11 protein-coding genes are annotated in these 16,430 nt (G+C 70.2%); 3 read left to right on the top strand and 8 right to left on the bottom strand.

Features of this window, described 5'->3' with window-relative positions; genetic code table 11:
- Nucleotides 1-5: 5 nt before the first annotated feature.
- The 6 genes from OG707_RS11490 to hrcA all read right to left on the bottom strand — a co-directional run bounded on the left by OG707_RS11490 (nt 6) and on the right by hrcA (nt 7,079).
- On the bottom strand, nt 6-2,306 hold the full coding sequence (locus tag OG707_RS11490) for an ATP-binding protein (RefSeq protein ID WP_329117129.1): 2,301 nt from the start codon (nt 2,304-2,306) through the stop codon (nt 6-8).
- Between the two features lie 21 nt (nt 2,307-2,327).
- A complete protein-coding gene (locus OG707_RS11495) occupies nt 2,328-2,846 on the bottom strand; it encodes a hypothetical protein (RefSeq protein WP_329117130.1) in 519 nt (172 codons plus the stop codon).
- 49 nt (nt 2,847-2,895) lie between these two features.
- Nucleotides 2,896-3,630 carry a 16S rRNA (uracil(1498)-N(3))-methyltransferase gene (locus tag OG707_RS11500; RefSeq protein ID WP_329117131.1) on the bottom strand — a complete coding sequence of 245 codons (735 nt, stop codon included), beginning with the start codon at nt 3,628-3,630 and terminating at the stop codon, nt 2,896-2,898.
- A gap of 10 nt (nt 3,631-3,640) precedes the next feature.
- Nucleotides 3,641-4,708 carry a nitronate monooxygenase gene (locus OG707_RS11505; protein ID WP_329117132.1) on the bottom strand — a complete coding sequence of 356 codons (1,068 nt, stop codon included), beginning with the start codon at nt 4,706-4,708 and terminating at the stop codon, nt 3,641-3,643.
- Nucleotides 4,709-4,925: 217 nt separating this feature from the next.
- Entirely contained in the window at nt 4,926-6,062 is a 1,137-nt protein-coding gene (gene dnaJ, locus OG707_RS11510) for a molecular chaperone DnaJ (protein ID WP_329117133.1), read from the bottom strand.
- Nucleotides 6,063-7,079 (bottom strand): heat-inducible transcriptional repressor HrcA, encoded by a 1,017-nt coding sequence (gene hrcA, locus OG707_RS11515; protein WP_329117134.1) that lies wholly within the window; start codon nt 7,077-7,079, stop codon nt 6,063-6,065.
- Between the two features lie 165 nt (nt 7,080-7,244).
- On the opposite strand from hrcA, the gene OG707_RS11520 reads away from it, so the two are divergent.
- Together OG707_RS11520 and OG707_RS11525 are read left to right on the top strand one after the other, a co-directional pair.
- Nucleotides 7,245-7,967, top strand: a complete 723-nt coding sequence (locus OG707_RS11520; RefSeq protein WP_329117136.1) for an MBL fold metallo-hydrolase — start codon at nt 7,245-7,247, stop codon at nt 7,965-7,967.
- Between the two features lie 10 nt (nt 7,968-7,977).
- A complete protein-coding gene (locus OG707_RS11525) occupies nt 7,978-8,790 on the top strand; it encodes a DUF3097 domain-containing protein (RefSeq protein WP_329117137.1) in 813 nt (270 codons plus the stop codon).
- A 165-nt stretch (nt 8,791-8,955) separates the two neighbouring features.
- On the opposite strand, the gene hemW is transcribed toward OG707_RS11525, so the two are convergent.
- Entirely contained in the window at nt 8,956-10,188 is a 1,233-nt protein-coding gene (gene hemW / locus OG707_RS11530) for a radical SAM family heme chaperone HemW (RefSeq protein ID WP_329117138.1), read from the bottom strand.
- A 41-nt stretch (nt 10,189-10,229) separates the two neighbouring features.
- The gene (locus OG707_RS11535) at nt 10,230-12,149 is read right to left on the bottom strand and encodes a SpoIIE family protein phosphatase (RefSeq protein WP_443071315.1); all 1,920 of its coding nucleotides are present in this window, start codon (nt 12,147-12,149) and stop codon (nt 10,230-10,232) included.
- Between the two features lie 179 nt (nt 12,150-12,328).
- On the opposite strand from OG707_RS11535, the gene OG707_RS11540 reads away from it, so the two are divergent.
- A complete protein-coding gene (locus OG707_RS11540; protein WP_443071481.1) occupies nt 12,329-16,420 on the top strand; it encodes a HAMP domain-containing protein in 4,092 nt (1,363 codons plus the stop codon).
- Nucleotides 16,421-16,430: the final 10 nt, after the last annotated feature.

Here is a 16,430-nt window from a genome sequence, read left to right on the forward strand (position 1 = left end):
CGCCGCTACCCTGCAATGCCTGTTTGACCGGAGTGGAGTTCGGCGTCGCGGACCAGGGCCGCGATCTCGCCCCGTGAGCCGAATCCCAGCTTGGCGAGAATGTGCTCGACGTGCGCGTCCGCGGTGCGCTTCGAGATGACGAGCTTCTCGGCGATCTCCCGGTTGGACAGGCCTTGGTGGACGAGGGCGGCGACTTCGCGCTCGCGCCGGGTCAGGACGTCGAGGGTGCGCAGCGGGGCCGGGCCCGGCTCGGGGTCAGGGGGCTCGCCGAGTGCGAGCGCCACCGCACGGCGCAGCTCCATCGCCGCGCCCTGCGCGTACAGTCGCGCGAACTCCGCCTCTCCCAGGGCCTGTTCGGCCTGCTCCCGGAAGTGGGCGTGCAGCCCGAGCAGCAGCGGGTCGCCGACCAGCAGCGGTACGTCTCCGTACCGGGTGCCCGCCGCCACGCCCGCCAGTACGGCCGCCTCCACGTGCCGGTCCTGGAGGACCAGGGCCCAGCCGAGTACGGCGGCGACGTTGCCGATGCCGAAGACGTCCGGCAGCAGGGCGAAGCTCCGCAGCGCCTGCCTGCCGTGTTCCTGCGCGCCGGCCGCGTCGCCGTCGGCGATGCGCGCGAGGGCGAGGAAGAAGCGGGTGACGCCGGTGGCCCACGCCTCACCGGGCGGGAAGGTGTCCAGGGCGCGCAGCAGGATCTCTTCGGCCGCCGCAGGGTCACCCAGCCGCAGACTCCGGTCACCTGCGTTGCGCAGGTGCATGGCCAGCAGATGGCGGTCACCGAGGTCGCGCACGGACCGGTCGATCTCCGTGTCGTTGCGGGCCGCTTCCTCGGTACGGCCGAGATGGATGTACGTGATGGACAGATACACCAGGCTCTGGGTCCGACCGTGCGCGTCGCCTGCCAGCCCGTACCCCTCGGCGGCCCGCAGATAGCAGTCGGCCGCCTCCTCCCACTGCCCGCCGATGACCTGGCACGCGCCGCGCTGGAAGTCCAGCATCGCCCGGTCGGCGGGGCCGCCCGCCCCGGTGGCTCCGGCCCTGGCGCTCCAGCGGGAGCCCTCCAGCGCCCGGCCCATGCCGATCCACAGGCCGGTGAGCGCCCCGGAGACCGCCACCGCGCCCGCCTCCTCCCCCGGTGTGGACAGCGACCACTCCATGGCGGCGCGGAGGTTGTCGATCTCGCGGTCGAGGCGGTGCATCCAGGCGATCTGCGCGGGCCCGAACCAGCCCGCGTACCCCTCGCGCGCGATGTGCAGGAAGTGGTCGCGGTGGCGCCGGGCGAGCCCCTGGCCCTCCCCGGACGCGGCGAGCCTCTCGGCCCCGTACTCACGGATCGTGTCGAGCATCCGGTACCGGTCGTCGCCCTCGCCCTCGCGCCGGATCACGATGGACTTGTCCACCAGGGCGATGAGGTGGTCGACGATGTCGTACGCGTCCAACTCGCCGTCGGCACAGATGTGTTCGGCGGCCTCCAGGTCGAAGCCGCCCGCGAAGACCGAAAGGCGAGCCCACAGCGTCTGCTCCTCGGGCGTGCACAGGTCGTGGCTCCAGTCGATGGCCGTACGGAGCGTCTGGTGCCGGGGATGCGCGGCACGGCCCCCGCCGAGCGCCCGGAAGCGGTCCTCCAGCCGGCGCAGCACCTGCTCCAGGGGCAGCGCCCGCAGCCGTACGGCAGCCAGCTCCAGGGCCAGCGGAATCCCGTCGAGACGCGCGCACAGGGCGCCGACCTGTTCCGCGTTGGCCTCGGTCAGGGCGAAGCCGGGGCGGGCGGCTGCGGCGCGTTCGATGAACAGCCGTACCGCTTCGGCCTGTTCGAGAGGTGCCACCGTCAGCGTGTGCTCGGCGGGAACATCCAGGGCCTGCCGACTGGTGAGCAGCAGCCGCAGCCCCGGACACGAGCTCAGCAGAATCTCGGCGAACAGCGCGCACGCGTCGACCAGATGCTCACAGGTGTCCAGCACCAGCAGCGACTGCTCCTCGCGCAGGAACTCCACCACCATGTCGAGCGGACTGCGCCCAGCCGCCTCCGGCAGCCCGAAGGCCGCCCCCACCGCGTGCGGCAGCAGCTCCCCGTCGCGGACCCCGGCCAGCTCCACCATCCGTACGCCGTCACGGAATCGGGGGGCGAGCGAGGTGGCGGCACGCACCGCGATCCGGGACTTGCCGACGCCCCCCGGCCCCAGGAGCGTCACCATGCGGGCGCCCTCCAGAAGGGCGCACACCCCATCGATCTCGAACTCCCGGCCGATGAAACTCGTCATCTCACTGGGGAGTTCACCGCGCTGCCATGCCCAGCCGGATCCCGCCATGGATCCATCGTAGAGCGGGACTCATTTGCCTTGTGGATACTCCGTCACAGTGACCGTCACCGTGACCGCGGGACGTACTCCCCCACCACCGGCCGGCGGTGTCGTCCGCCGTGAACCCCCGTTGGAGGGTGCCGCGTTGCAGTCCCCCAGCACCGTGGCGGTGAACATGGTCTTCGCGCCGACCTTCGCGGTCAGATGCCCCTTCACGCACGAACCGTCGCGCACATAGGTCACCGTCCCGTTGACGGTGATCTTCTTGTTGTCGTCGGTACGGCCCTGACAGTCGACGCTCGCCTTGCTGGGCGATGCGGTCGGGGTCGCGGTGCCGCCGCCGGAAAGGGTCGCCGTACAGCTCAGCCAGTTGACCTTCACCCCGGCGCGTTCCAGCACCTTGGTCGCCATCTGGTCGGTGGTGTAGGCGACGGCCGCGGAGTTCATTCCGCCCACCGGGTCGCAGGCGGCAAGCCCCACCACCGCTGCCACGGCGACGCCGCCCGCCGCGAGGGTCCGCCGGTACCGTAAGCGTCTCAATGCCCCCATGAAGGACAGGGTCCCACCGCAGGGGCCGCCCGCAAAAGCCCCTGTCCGGTCAAGTCCAGCGGCCGGTGAGACCGAGAAGCAGCGCGGAGGCGGCGGTTCCGGCGGTGGAGGTACGCAGCACACTCGGCCCCAGCACGTACGGCTCGGCGCCCGCCTCGGCGAACGCCTTCAACTCCTCGGGAGAGACACCCCCTTCGGGCCCCACGACGAGCACGATCGACCCCTCGGCCGGAAGCCGCGCGGCGGCCAGCGACACGGTCCCCGCCTCGTGCAGTACGGCCGCGAAGTCCGCCCCGGCCAGCAGGGCTGCGACCTGCTTCGTGCTCATCCCGTCGGCCACCTCGGGGAACCGCACGCGGCGCGACTGCTTCCCCGCCTCCCTGGCCGTATTCCGCCATTTGGCAAGGGACTTGGCGCCCCGGTCGCCCTTCCACTGCGTGATGCAGCGCGAGGCCTGCCACGGCACGATCGCATCGACGCCGACCTCGGTCATGGTCTCGACGGCAACCTCGCCGCGGTCGCCCTTGGGCAGCGCCTGGACGACGGTGATGCGCGGCGCGGGCTCGTCCTCGGCCCGTACGGCGGTCACATCGACGGTGAGCCGGTCCTTGCCCTCGGCCGAACTGACCACGGCTTCGGCCCAGTTGCCCCGCCCGTCGGTCAGCACGACGTCCTCACCGGCGTGCAGCCGCTTGACCGACACCGCGTGGCGCCCCTCGGCGCCGTCCAGCACGAACAGGCCCGCCCCGGGCACGTCGTCGACGACAAAAACAGGCGCAGTCATCCCGTACTCCTCACGCTCTCAGCGCGGTCCGCGCCGCGTCCAGTTCACTCGCCAGCACCTCGACCAGCTGCCCGGCCGGCATCTCCCGCGCCTGCCGGTGCCCCTGCCCCGCCCACAGCGCCATGCCCTGCGCGTCGCCCACCCCGGCAGCCGCCTTGCGGAGGCCCGCGGTGAGGTGGTGCACCTGGGGGTACGCGGCCGGGGCGTACGGCCCGTGCTCGCGCATGAACCGGTTGACGAGCCCGCGCGCGGGCCGCCCGGAGAAGGCCCGGGTGAGCTCGGTCCGTACGAACAGCGGGTTGGTCAGCGCCTGCTTGTGCAGCGGGTTGGCACCCGACTCGGGACAGACCAGGAACGCCGTCCCCAACTGCGCGGCCTCCGCACCCGCCGCCATCACGGCGGCGATCTGCGAACCGCGCATCAGCCCGCCGGTGGCGACGATCGGGATCGGCACGGTCTCGCGCACCTGCGCGACGAGCGAGAGGAGCCCGAGCCCGGAGCCGTCGGCCTGGGGGTCGTCGCGGTGCGTGGACTGGTGCCCGCCCGCCTCGATGCCCTGCACACACACGGCGTCGGCCCCGCACCACTGGGCGCTCTGCGCCTCCTCGGGCGTGGTGACGGTGACGATCGTGTACGTACCGGCCCGGTCGAAGGCGTCGAGAACGTCGCGCGAGGGGCAGCCGAAGGTGAAGGAGACGACCGGCACGGGGTCGTCGAGCAGGATGGCCAGCTTGGCCTCGTACCCGTCGTCACCCGCGCCGCAGGCGTCCAGGTCCACGAGCGCGGTCTCGTACCAGGCGGCCTCGCCCGCGAGTTGGTGCCGGTAGACCTCGACGGCGGCGCGGTCGGCGGTGTCCTGCTGCGGCATGAAGAGGTTGACGCCGAAGGGGCGGGAGGTGAGCCCGCGCACCTGCTTGATCTCCTCGTACATGCCGTCGGCCGTCTTGTACCCGGCGGCAAGGAACCCGAGCCCCCCGGCCTCGGACACGGCGGCGGCCAGCCGCGGCCCGGAAGCACCGCCGGCCATGGGCGCCTGCACGATCGGATACCGACAGAGGTCGGCCAGAACAGAGGACATAACGGCATCGTGCCATGTGACGAGGTCGGGGCCGAATCATGCAGGGTTAGGAGTCTGCGGGCAGATTTTGGCCGGTGTCGCATCCGAACGGACCGCGAGCGGCCATTGAGAACCCCCACCTACGCCAGCCACCTCCGCGAGAGCGGCGGCGGTTTAGCCGCAAAGAGGGCGCGGCGGTAGCCGCGGGTCCGGGGGCAGAGCCCCCGGACCCACCCACTCAGCGTCCGTTAAAAGCGTCCTTCAGCCGCGAGAACAAGCCCTGCTGACCCGGCTGGAACTGCCCAGTAGGCCGCTCCTCACCCCGCAGCTTCGCCAGATCCCGCAGCAACCGCTCCTGCTCCGGGTCCATCTTCGTCGGCGTCAGCACCTCGACGTGCACGATGAGATCACCGCGCCCGCCACCCCGCAGATGCGTGATGCCGTGCTGGTGCAGCGGGATCGACTGCCCAGACTGCGTACCGGGCCGGATGTCGATGTCCGCCATCCCGTCCAGCGTCTCCAGCGGCACCTTCGTGCCCAGCGATGCCGCGGTCATCGGGATCGTCACCGTGCAGTGCAGATCGTCGCCCCGCCGCTGGAACACCGCGTGCGGCAGCTCGTGGATCTCCACGTACAGGTCACCGGCGGGACCGCCGCCGGGACCGACCTCGCCCTCGCCGGCGAGCTGGATCCGCGTGCCGTTGTCGACACCGGCCGGGATCTTGACCGTGAGAGTGCGACGCGAGCGGATGCGCCCGTCGCCCGCACACTCCGGGCAGGGCGTCGGGACCACGGTCCCGAACCCCTGGCACTGCGGGCAGGGACGCGAGGTCATGACCTGGCCCAGGAAGGACCGGGTGACCTGCGACACCTCGCCGCGCCCGCGGCACATGTCGCACGTCTGCGCCGAAGTACCGGGCGCAGCACCCTCACCACTGCAGGTCGTACACACAACAGCCGTGTCGACCTGAATGTCCTTGGTGGTGCCGAAGGCCGCCTCGTTGAGGTCGATCTCCAGCCGGATCATCGCGTCCTGGCCGCGCCGCGTCCGCGAGCGGGGTCCGCGCTGGGACGCCGTACCGAAGAAGGCGTCCATGATGTCCGAGAAGTTGCCGAAGCCGCCCTGGCCGAAGCCACCGGCCCCGCCACCGCCGGAGGCGGAGAGCGGGTCGCCGCCCAGGTCGTAGACCTGCTTCTTCTGCGGGTCCGAGAGAACCTCGTAGGCCGCGTTGATCTCCTTGAAGCGCTCCTGCGTCTTCGGGTCCGGATTCACATCCGGGTGAAGCTCGCGGGCAAGACGCCGAAAGGCCTTCTTGATCTCGTCCTGGGAAGCGTCGCGGCGCACGCCGAGTACGGCGTAGTAGTCCGTGGCCACTTACGACTCCGCCAGGATCTGTCCGACGTAACGTGCCACTGCGCGTACCGCTCCCATCGTTCCCGGGTAATCCATGCGTGTGGGGCCTACGACCCCGAGTTTGGCGACTGCCTCGTCGCCCGAACCGTAGCCGACGGCGACGACCGATGTGGACGTCAGGCCCTCGTGAGCGTTCTCATGCCCGATACGTACGGTGATGCCTGAGTCCTGCGCCTCACCGAGCAGCTTCAGCAGCACAACCTGCTCCTCCAGCGCTTCCAGCACGGGCCGGATCGTCAGCGGGAAGTCGTGCCCGAAGCGGGTGAGGTTCGAGGTGCCGCCGATCATCAGCCGCTCCTCGGTCTCCTCGACCAGAGTCTCCAGCAGAGTGGCCAGCACCGTCGAGACGGTGCCCCGGTCCTCCTGCTCGAAGGAGTCCGCGAGGTCCTGCACCAGCTGCGGGACGTCGGCGAAGCGACGCCCCACGACCCTCGAGTTGAGCCGCGCCCGCAGATCCGCGAGCGAGGTCTCCCCGAAGGGGGCCGGGCAGTCGATCATGCGCTGCTCGACGCGTCCGGTGTCCGTGATCAGCACCAGCATCAGCCGGGCCGGCGCCAGTGACAGCAGTTCCACGTGCCGCACCGTCGACCGCGTGAGCGACGGGTACTGCACGACGGCCACGTTCCGCGTGAGCTGCGCGAGCAGCCGTACGGTCCGCGCCACCACGTCGTCCAGGTCGACGGCGCTGCCCAGGAAGTTCTGGATGGCGCGCCGCTCGGGCGACGACAGCGGCTTCACTCCGGCGAGCTTGTCGACGAAGAGCCGGTAGCCCTTGTCGGTGGGGATCCGCCCGGCGCTGGTGTGCGGCTGGGCGATGAACCCCTCGTCCTCCAGGGCGGCCATGTCGTTGCGGATGGTCGCCGGAGAGACCCCGAGACGATGCCGCTCGGTGAGCGCCTTCGACCCGACCGGCTCCTCGGTGCCCACATAGTCCTGGACGATGGCGCGCAGCACTTCAAGCCTGCGTTCACTGAGCATCGCGCACACCTCCAGCTGTCGTCCCTTGGCACCTGCCTGGCACTCTGTGTGTACGAGTGCCAGCAATCCCCCCAGTGTACGGCGGCCTGCCTGCGCCGAAGCAAGGCGGAGTGCGGCCAGACACGCTACCGCGACGGAGCATGCCACCCGGGATAGCGTCGCGGTATGGACGTGACTTGGGAAGACCACGGCTGGGAACGGCTCGCTCCGGAAGTCGGCCGCCGCAGGCTTCCCGGCTGGGATGCGACGGTCGGCCTGGTCGCCGGAGACGGCGCGGCACTCCTCTTCGACACCGGATCCACACTCCGTGAGGGCGCCGAGATCCGCGCCCAGGCGGAGCAACTGCTCGGCCGCAGAGTGACGCACATCGCTCTCAGCCACCCTCATTTCGACCACGTCCTCGGCACTGCGGTCTTCTCCGGTGCGCAGGTGTACGGCGCGGTGGGCATGGACACGCTGTTCGCGCGGGGCGCGGAGGAGCTGGCGGCCGACGCGGTGCGCCAGGGTGTACCCGAACGGGAGGCGGCGGAGGCCGCCGATCTCCTCGTACGGCCGCATCACACGGTCTGCGACGAGTGGACCCTGGATCTGGGCGCCGGCTGCCACGTCCTGCTCGCCAACATCGGCCCGGCCCACTCGGGCCACGACCTGGTGGCCGTGGTCCCCTCCTCTCCGCCGATCGTCTTCTGCGGAGATCTGGTGGAGGAGTCGGGCGCACCGCAGGCGGGCCCGGACGCGGTCCCCGCCCAGTGGCCCGCGGCCCTCGACCGCCTCCTGGCCCTCGGCGGGGAGGACGCCCGTTATGTCCCGGGCCACGGCGCGGTGGTCGACGCCGCGTACGTCCGCGCGCAGCGGGATGCGCTGGCAGCACGCTTCGCGGTGTCGTAGCGTCTGCGAAATGCGCAGCTACAACCCGGACTTGACGCCCCCGTGGAAGAAGTCGACTCCCGCCCCGACCGTCCCCGCCGACCCCGACCTGGTGGTCGAGGAGATCAGCACCGGCTTCTGCGGTGCGGTGATCCGCTGCGAGAAGACGGCCGAGGGGCCCACGGTCACGCTGGAGGACCGCTTCGGCAAACACCGGGTCTTCCCGATGACCCCGTCGGCGTTCCTGCTGGACGGCCGCCCGGTGACGCTCGTACGTCCGACGGCGGCGGCCCCGCAGCGCCCGGCCCGTACGGCATCGGGCTCGGTCGCGGTCCCGGGCGCGAGGGCGAGGGTCGCGCGGGCGGGCCGTATCTATGTGGAGGGCCGGCACGACGCGGAGCTGGTGGAACGCGTCTGGGGCGACGACCTGCGCATCGAGGGCGTGGTGGTCGAGTACCTGGAGGGCATCGACGACCTCCCCGCGATCGTGGCGGAGTTCGCCCCGGCGGCGGACGCGCGCCTGGGGGTACTGGTGGACCACCTGGTCCCGGGCTCGAAGGAGTCGCGCATCGCGGCGGAGGTGTCGAGCGCGCACGCACTGGTGGTGGGCCACCCGTACATCGACGTCTGGGAGGCGGTGAAGCCGTCGAGCGTGGGGATCAAAGCGTGGCCCCGGATCCCGCACGGCCAGGACTGGAAGACGGGCATCTGCAGGGAGTTGGGCTGGCCGGAGAACACGGGGGCGGCGTGGCAGCACATCCTGGGGCGGGTGCGCTCGTACAAGGACTTGGAGCCGGCGCTGCTGGGGAGGGTCGAGGAACTGATCGACTTCGTGACGGGCTAGGTATTTCAAGCCGTCCGGCGATTGAGGACCGGGGGCCCGGGGGCAGAGCCCCCGAGAGGGGGCGCAGGGGGCGAAGCCCCCGCTCACCGGAGCCCGGGGTCTGGGGCGGGAGCCCCAGTTTCGGGAAGGGGCGGGATTGGGGAACTCCTCCCACCCCCGACCCCGCTAATCCACCAGATCCCGCACGACCCCGTCGGCAAGCAACCGCCCCCGCAACGTCAACACAGCCCGCCCAGCCTCATAAGGCCCGGCCTCCAACAACCCACCCTCAAGCGCCCGCCGAGAAGCAGCAAGCCCCTCAGCCCGCAGCAGCGAAAGCGGACACCCCTCCCGAAGCCTCAGCTCCAACAGAATCCGCTCGACCCGCCGATCCTCCGCACCCAAAACCTCCCGCCCCGCCCCCGGCGACCGACCACCCGCCAGAGCCCCCGCATACGCCCCGGGATGCTTGACGTTCCACCACCGCACGCCCCCCACATGGCTGTGCGCCCCCGGCCCGGCCCCCCACCAGTCCGCCCCGCGCCAGTACAGCTCGTTGTGCAGACACCGCCCAGCAGCCGTCGTCGCCCAGTTGGAGACCTCGTACCACTCGAACCCAGCAGCCCCCAGCACCTCATCAGCGATCAAGTACCGGTCCGCATGCACGTCGTCATCCGTCATCGGCACCTCACCCCGCCGAATCCGCCGCGCGAGCTGCGTCCCCTCCTCGACGATCAGCGCATACGCACTCACATGATCAGGACCGGCCCCCACAGCCGCGGCCAGCGAGGCCCGCCAGTCCTCGTCGCTCTCCCCCGGAGTCCCGTAGATCAAATCAAGATTCACATGCTCGAACCCGGCCGCCCGCGCCTCCGCGACACACGCCTCGGGCCGCCCCGGCGTATGTGTCCGCTCCAGCACCTTCAGCACATGCTGCCGAGCGCTCTGCATCCCGAACGAAACGCGATTGAACCCCCCGGCCCGCAGCTCCCCCAGATACTCCGCGTCCACGGAATCCGGATTGGCCTCGGTCGTGACCTCGGCGCCCTCGGCGAGCCCGAACTCTTCCTTCACGGCCGCCAGCATCTTCACAAGATCACCGGCGGCGAGCAGCGTCGGCGTCCCGCCCCCCACGAATACGGTCTGCACCGGCCGCGGATCGTCCCCCATCACCTTCCGCGCGAGCCGGATCTCCTCAACAACCATCTCGGCGTAGTTGTCCCGGGAGGCCAGCACACCCCCCGAGCTCCGCAGCTCACTGGCGGTGTACGTGTTGAAGTCGCAGTACCCGCACCGCGTCGCGCAGTACGGCACGTGCAGATAGAACCCGAGCGGCCGCTCACCCGCGCCTTCGAAGGCGGCAGGGGGCAGCGCCCCGTCCTCGGGCATGGGCTCACCATCGGGCAGTACGGAAGGCATGCCCCCATTGTCCGTCACGCCCGCCCATCACTCGGCCGCCATCACTCCGCCCGCAGCACCAGCAGCGCCAGGTCGTCGTCCAGCGGCTTGTCCCCGAATTCGTACACGGCCCGTCTGATCCGCTCGGCCACCCCTTGCGCGGTCAGCCCCACGCACCCCGCCAGGACCGTAGCGAGCCCGTCCGCGTCGTCGAACATCCGCGCCCCGGCGCGCCGCTCGGTCACCCCGTCCGTCACACAGAGCAGGGTGTCGCCCGGCATGAGGTCGAAGCTCTCGCTCTCGTACGCGACGTCCTCGACGACCCCGAGAAGCACCTGCGGCGCCGCCGCCGGCTGCACGCTTCCGTCGGGGTGCAGCAGCAGCGGCAGCGGGTGGCCGGCGCTGGAGAGGGTGCAGCGGACCCCGCCGCCGGGGCCGTCCAGCGGCACCAGTTCCCCGTAGAGCATCGACAGGAAGCGCGACTGCGGCCCCTCCGGCAGTTCCTGTCCGCCGGCCGCCGCGACCATCCTGGCGGCGGCCTCCGCCGTCTCCATCGCCTCGTCGACCAGCAGCTTGTTCAGCCGGTCGAGCACCTCCGCGACCGCATATCCCTCCCGCGCAAGCAGCCGCAGCCAGGGCCGGGCCAGCCCCGTGACGACCGCCGCCTCCGGACCGCTGCCCTGGACGTCGCCCAGCGCGAAGCACCAGCGGCCGCCGGATCCCGATCCGGGGAAGACGTCGTAGAAGTCGCCGCCCGCGACGCCCTCGCCCCTCGGTTCGTAGACCAGCGCACTGTCCACGCCGGGGATCTCGGCGACCGAGCTCGGCAGCAGCCCGCGCTGGAGGACGCGGCTGATGGTGGCCTGCCGGGTGTACTGGCGCGCGGAGGCGATGGCGAGCGCCACCCGGCGCGCGAAGTCCTCGACCAGTCCGGAGACTTCGTCGGGGGTGCGCTGGATCCCGGCCCGACCCAGCATCAGTGTGCCGAGCGGCCGCCCGCCCGCGATCAGCCGGTACGCGAGGGCCGACCCGTCGGTCTCGGTCAGGGTTCCTATGGGCGGCCAGGGCACGGCCACTCCCCCGCCGCGCGCGGACTCCGGGAGCCTCGGCGGCTCCTTCTCCAGGGCGGTGCGCAGCTCCTCGTTGCGGCCCTCGCGTGCGTGCCAGACCCGGGAGAGGCGCGGGACGCGCAGCGCGCCGCCCGCCTCCGGTTCGAGCCATACGGCACACCAGTCGGCGAGCCGGGGCACCAGGAGCTGTCCGGCGAGCGCGGCGATCATGTCCTCGTCGAACTGTCCGGCCAGGAGGTCGGAGGCCTCGGCGAGGAAGGTGAGCGCACCTCGGTTGATCCAGTCCCGGTCGTCGCGGCCGCCGCCGCGGCGGGTGGCGGGGGCCAGGATCTCGGCGGCCCGCAGTCCGCGCTGGAGCATCTGGTCGTCGCCCGGTCGGGGGTGCGGTTCCCCGGCGTCGACCGCGAGTCTGGCCCAGACCGTTTTCAGGCCGGTGCGGTAGGTGATGCCCCAGCATTCGGCCAGCGTCCCGACGAGCCGCAGTCCACGCCCGTACTCCGGAATGCCCCGCTCCGCCTGCGCTCCCTGCGATTCGTTGCGTACAGCACGGGAGGGATGGTGGTCGGAGACCTCGAGGACCAGGGAGGGCGGTCCTGTGGGTTCGTCGGGCGGCTCCTCCTCCAGCCTGCAGATCAGCTCGACGGTGGTCCCGGCGTGCACCACGGCATTGGTGACCAGCTCGCTGACCACGAGTGCGGCGTCGTCGGCGAGCCGGTCGGTGAATCCGGTGGCGGTCGGCAGGCCGAGCGCGGTCCAGTCGGCGAGCGCGGCGCGGACGAAGCGTCGTGCGGCGGACGGGGCCATCGGGTTGCCGGGCAGACTGGTGCGTGCGACAGATGGCACGTCAACACCCGTTCCAGAGCTGCGAGTTGAGGGGATAGTGATATCCCGCTGCGTTGGAATGGACCCCACGTGCGGCTCCCTGACCAGTTCTTGCAATGCGCCGCTTGCGACACCGACAGAGTGACAGACTGAGCCTGCCCATAAGCACCGAGTCACCGAAGTGGGCCAACATGAACGAAGAAAGTGCTATGCCGTCCCCCGGGGGCGGCTGGGTCCGCACCTCGGAACTCCGACCTCTGCTGGCCGCCATGACGGCGCTGCGTGACGGGGATTTCCGGGTCAGGCTCCCGGAGACCCATGAGGGCATGCCGGCCGAACTGGCCGCCGCCTTCAATCACATCGCCGTACGGAACCAGCATTTCACCGACGAGCTCTCGCGCGTGCGGCGTGAAGTGATCCGCCACGGCCGCCTGGACGAACGCCTCTCGGCCAGCCCGGGGCAGGGCGCCTGGACCGCGGGCGTCAGCAATACGAACACCCTGCTGGAAGCCCTGGTGGTACCGGCGGCCAACGCGACGCGTGTCCTGGACGCGGTGGCCGGCGGCGATCTGACCCAGCGGGTCGACCTGCACGACGGCAACCGTCAGCTGCGGGGCGATCTGCGCAGACTCGGCCGCGCCGTCAACAAGATGGTCGACCAGCTGTCCCTCTTCACGGGTGAAGTCACCCGGGTGGCCCGTGAAGTGGGTACGGAAGGACGGCTCGGCGGACGCGCCAAGGTCCAGGGCCTGTCGGGGAGTTGGCGCGATGTGACGGAGGCCGTCAACACGATGGCGTCCCGGCTCACCGCCCAGGTGCGCGACATCGCCGCGGTGACCACGGCGGTGGCCCGGGGCGACCTGACCCGTACGGTCACGGTCGAGGCGACCGGCGAGCTCCTGGAGCTGAAGCTCACCGTCAACACGATGGTCGACCAGCTCTCCGCCTTCGCCGACGAGGTCACGCGTGTGGCCCGCGAAGTGGGTACGGAAGGACAGCTGGGCGGCCGCGCCCAGGTCCGCGGCGTCTCCGGGGTCTGGAAGGACCTCACCGACAACGTCAACTTCATGGCCTCCAACCTCACCTCCCAGGTGCGCAACATCGCCCAGGTGACGACGGCCGTGGCCAACGGCGACCTCTCCCAGAAGATCACCGTCGACGCCCAGGGCGAGATCCTGGAACTGAAGTCGACGATCAACACGATGGTCGACCAGCTCCTCGCCTTCGCGGACGAGGTGACCCGCGTGGCCCGCGAGGTCGGCACCGAAGGAAACCTGGGCGGCCGCGCCCAGGTCCGCGGCGTCTCCGGGGTCTGGAAGGACCTCACCGAGAACGTCAACTTCATGGCGGACAACCTGACTTCACAGGTCCGCAACATCGCGCTCGTGTCGACGGCGGTCGCCCAGGGCGACCTCGGCAAGAAGATCACCGTCGAGGCGAAGGGCGAGATCCTCCAGCTGAAGTCGACGATCAACACGATGGTCGACCAGCTCTCCGCCTTCGCCGACGAGGTCACGCGTGTGGCCCGCGAAGTGGGTACGGAAGGAAACCTCGGCGGTCAGGCCCAGGTCCGCGGCGTCTCCGGGGTTTGGAAGGACCTCACCGACAACGTGAACTTCATGGCCTCCAACCTCACCTCCCAGGTGCGCAACATCGCCCAGGTCACCACCGCGGTGGCCAACGGCGACCTTTCCAAGAAGATCGAGGTCGACGCGCGCGGCGAGATCCTAGAGCTGAAGGACACCATCAACACGATGGTGCAGCAGCTGCGTGCCTTCGCCGACGAGGTGACCCGTGTGGCCCGCGAGGTCGGCACCGACGGCCGGCTCGGCGGCCGGGCCCAGGTGCTCGGCGTCTCCGGGGTCTGGAAGGACCTCACCGACAACGTCAACTACATGGCCGACAACCTGACTTCACAGGTCCGCAACATCGCCCAGGTGGCGACCGCGGTGGCCCAGGGCGACCTCTCCAAGAAGATCGACGTCGACGCCCGAGGCGAGATCCTCGAACTGAAGACGACGATCAACACCATGGTGGACACGCTCTCCTCCTTCGCCTCCGAGGTCACCCGCGTGGCCCGCGAGGTCGGCTCCGAGGGTCAACTCGGCGGCCAGGCACGGGTCGAGGGCGTGTACGGCACCTGGAAGCGCCTCACCACGAACGTCAACGAGCTCGCCCTCAACCTCACCACCCAGGTGCGCGCCATCGCCGAGGTCGCCTCCGCGGTGGCCCAGGGCGACATGACCCGCGCCATCACGGTCGAGACCCGGGGCGAGGTCTCCGAGCTCAAGGACAACATCAACCTGATGGTGTCCAACCTCCGCGAGACCACCCGCGCCAAGGACTGGCTGGAGTCGAACCTGGCCCGTCTGGCCGGGCTGATGCAGGGCCACCGCGACCTGATGGAGGTCGCCGACCTGATCCTGCGCGAGCTGACCCCGCTGGTGAACGCCCAGTTCGGCGCCTTCTTCCTGGCCGACCCGGACGCCGACGGCTCCCTCTCCCGTACGACCAGCTCCATCAAGGGACTGGCCTTCATCGCCGGGTACGGATCCGCCCAGGGCGCCACCGTCGACACCCACGGAATGCCCGGCCACGGACTGGTCCGCCAGGCCGCACTCGAGAAGAAGCGCATCCTCGTCGAGGAGGCGCCGCCGGACTACATCAAGATCAACTCTGGTCTGGGCGAGGCCGCCCCGGCCAGCGTCGTCATCATCCCGATCCTCTTCGAGGACAAGCTGCTCGGCGTCATCGAGCTGGCCTCCTTCTCCCGCTTCTCCGACGTCCACCTGGCCTTCTTCGACCAGTTCGTGAACACCATCGGCGTCGCGATCAACACCATCATCGCCAACTCCCGCACCGAGTCCCTGCTCAGCGAGTCCCAGCGACTCGCCATCCAGTTGCAGGAACGTTCGGACGAACTCCAGCGCCAGCAGGCGGAGTTGCAGCGCTCCAACGCCGAACTCGAAGAGAAGGCGGCGCTGCTCGCCACTTCGTCCCAGTACAAATCGGAGTTCCTCGCGAACATGTCGCACGAGCTGCGCACCCCGCTCAACTCGCTGCTCATCCTGGCCCGGCTGCTCTCCGACAACCCGGACAGCCATCTCAACGACCAGGAAGTGCAGTTCGCGACCACGATCCACCGCTCGGGCTCCGACCTCCTCCAGCTGATCAACGACATCCTCGACCTCTCCAAGATCGAGGCCGGCCGGATGGACGTACGCCCCAAGAAGCTCCCCCTCATCAAACTCCTCGACTACGTCCACGCGACGTTCCGCCCCATCACCCTCGACCGCGGGCTCGCCTTCGAGGTGGCGGTCGGCGAGGACGTACCGCGCGAGGTGTACTCCGACGAACAGCGCCTCCAGCAGATCCTGCGCAACCTCCTCTCCAACGCCATCAAGTTCACCTCGGCGGGCCGCGTGGAGCTGCGCGTGGGCCGGGTCAGGGACCCCGAGGACAAGCTCCTCAAGGGCACCGACGACCTGATCGCCTTCTCGGTGCGCGACACCGGCATCGGTATCGCACCGGAGAAACTCCCCGTCATCTTCGAGGCGTTCCAGCAGGCCGACGGCACGACGAACCGCAAGTACGGCGGTACGGGGCTCGGCCTGTCCATCAGCCGCGAGATCGCGGGGCTGCTCGGCGGCCGCATCATCGCCGAGAGCGTGCCCGGCAAGGGTTCGGTCTTCACGCTGTACGTGCCCATGGTCTATCCGGGCCACATCGTGTCCACCGACGGGGAGACCCACCACACCCACGAACTCCCGCTCACCGCACCGGAACGGCTCTCCTCCGACCACGTCCTGCTCCCCGACCAGGACGACGGCTGGCCGACCACGACGAAACTGGAAGAGTGGCGTTCGGGCCGGGCGGGAACTGTTCTGCCGGGGCGCCGCGTCCTGATCGTCGACGACGACATCCGCAATGTCTTCGCCCTGACGCACGTACTGGGCAGGGTCGGAATGCCGGTCCTCTACGCGGAGAACGGCAGGGAAGGCATCGAAACCCTGGAGCGCAACCCTGACATCGAACTGATCCTGATGGATATCATGATGCCGGAAATGGATGGTTACGAGACCATCGAAGCCATTCGCCGCAGCCCGCTCTGGACCGACCTGCCGATCATCGCCCTGACCGCGAAGGCGATGCCCGGCGACCGGGAGAAATCCATCGCCCAGGGCGCCAACGAGTACGTACCGAAGCCCGTTGATGTGGACCGTCTGCTGTCCGTCGTCTGCGCTCTCCTGGACCCTGAGGGTGAGAGCGAGGACCTGGACGAAACCACCTCGGCCGATCCAGTCGTCCCAGGACAGGCGAGCGGTGCCGGGGAGCCCGCCGTCCCTCCGCCGACCCAGTGAGGCAGTCAAG

The sequence above is a fragment of the Streptomyces sp. NBC_01465 genome, from assembly GCF_036227325.1.
Lineage (GTDB): Bacteria > Actinomycetota > Actinomycetes > Streptomycetales > Streptomycetaceae > Streptomyces.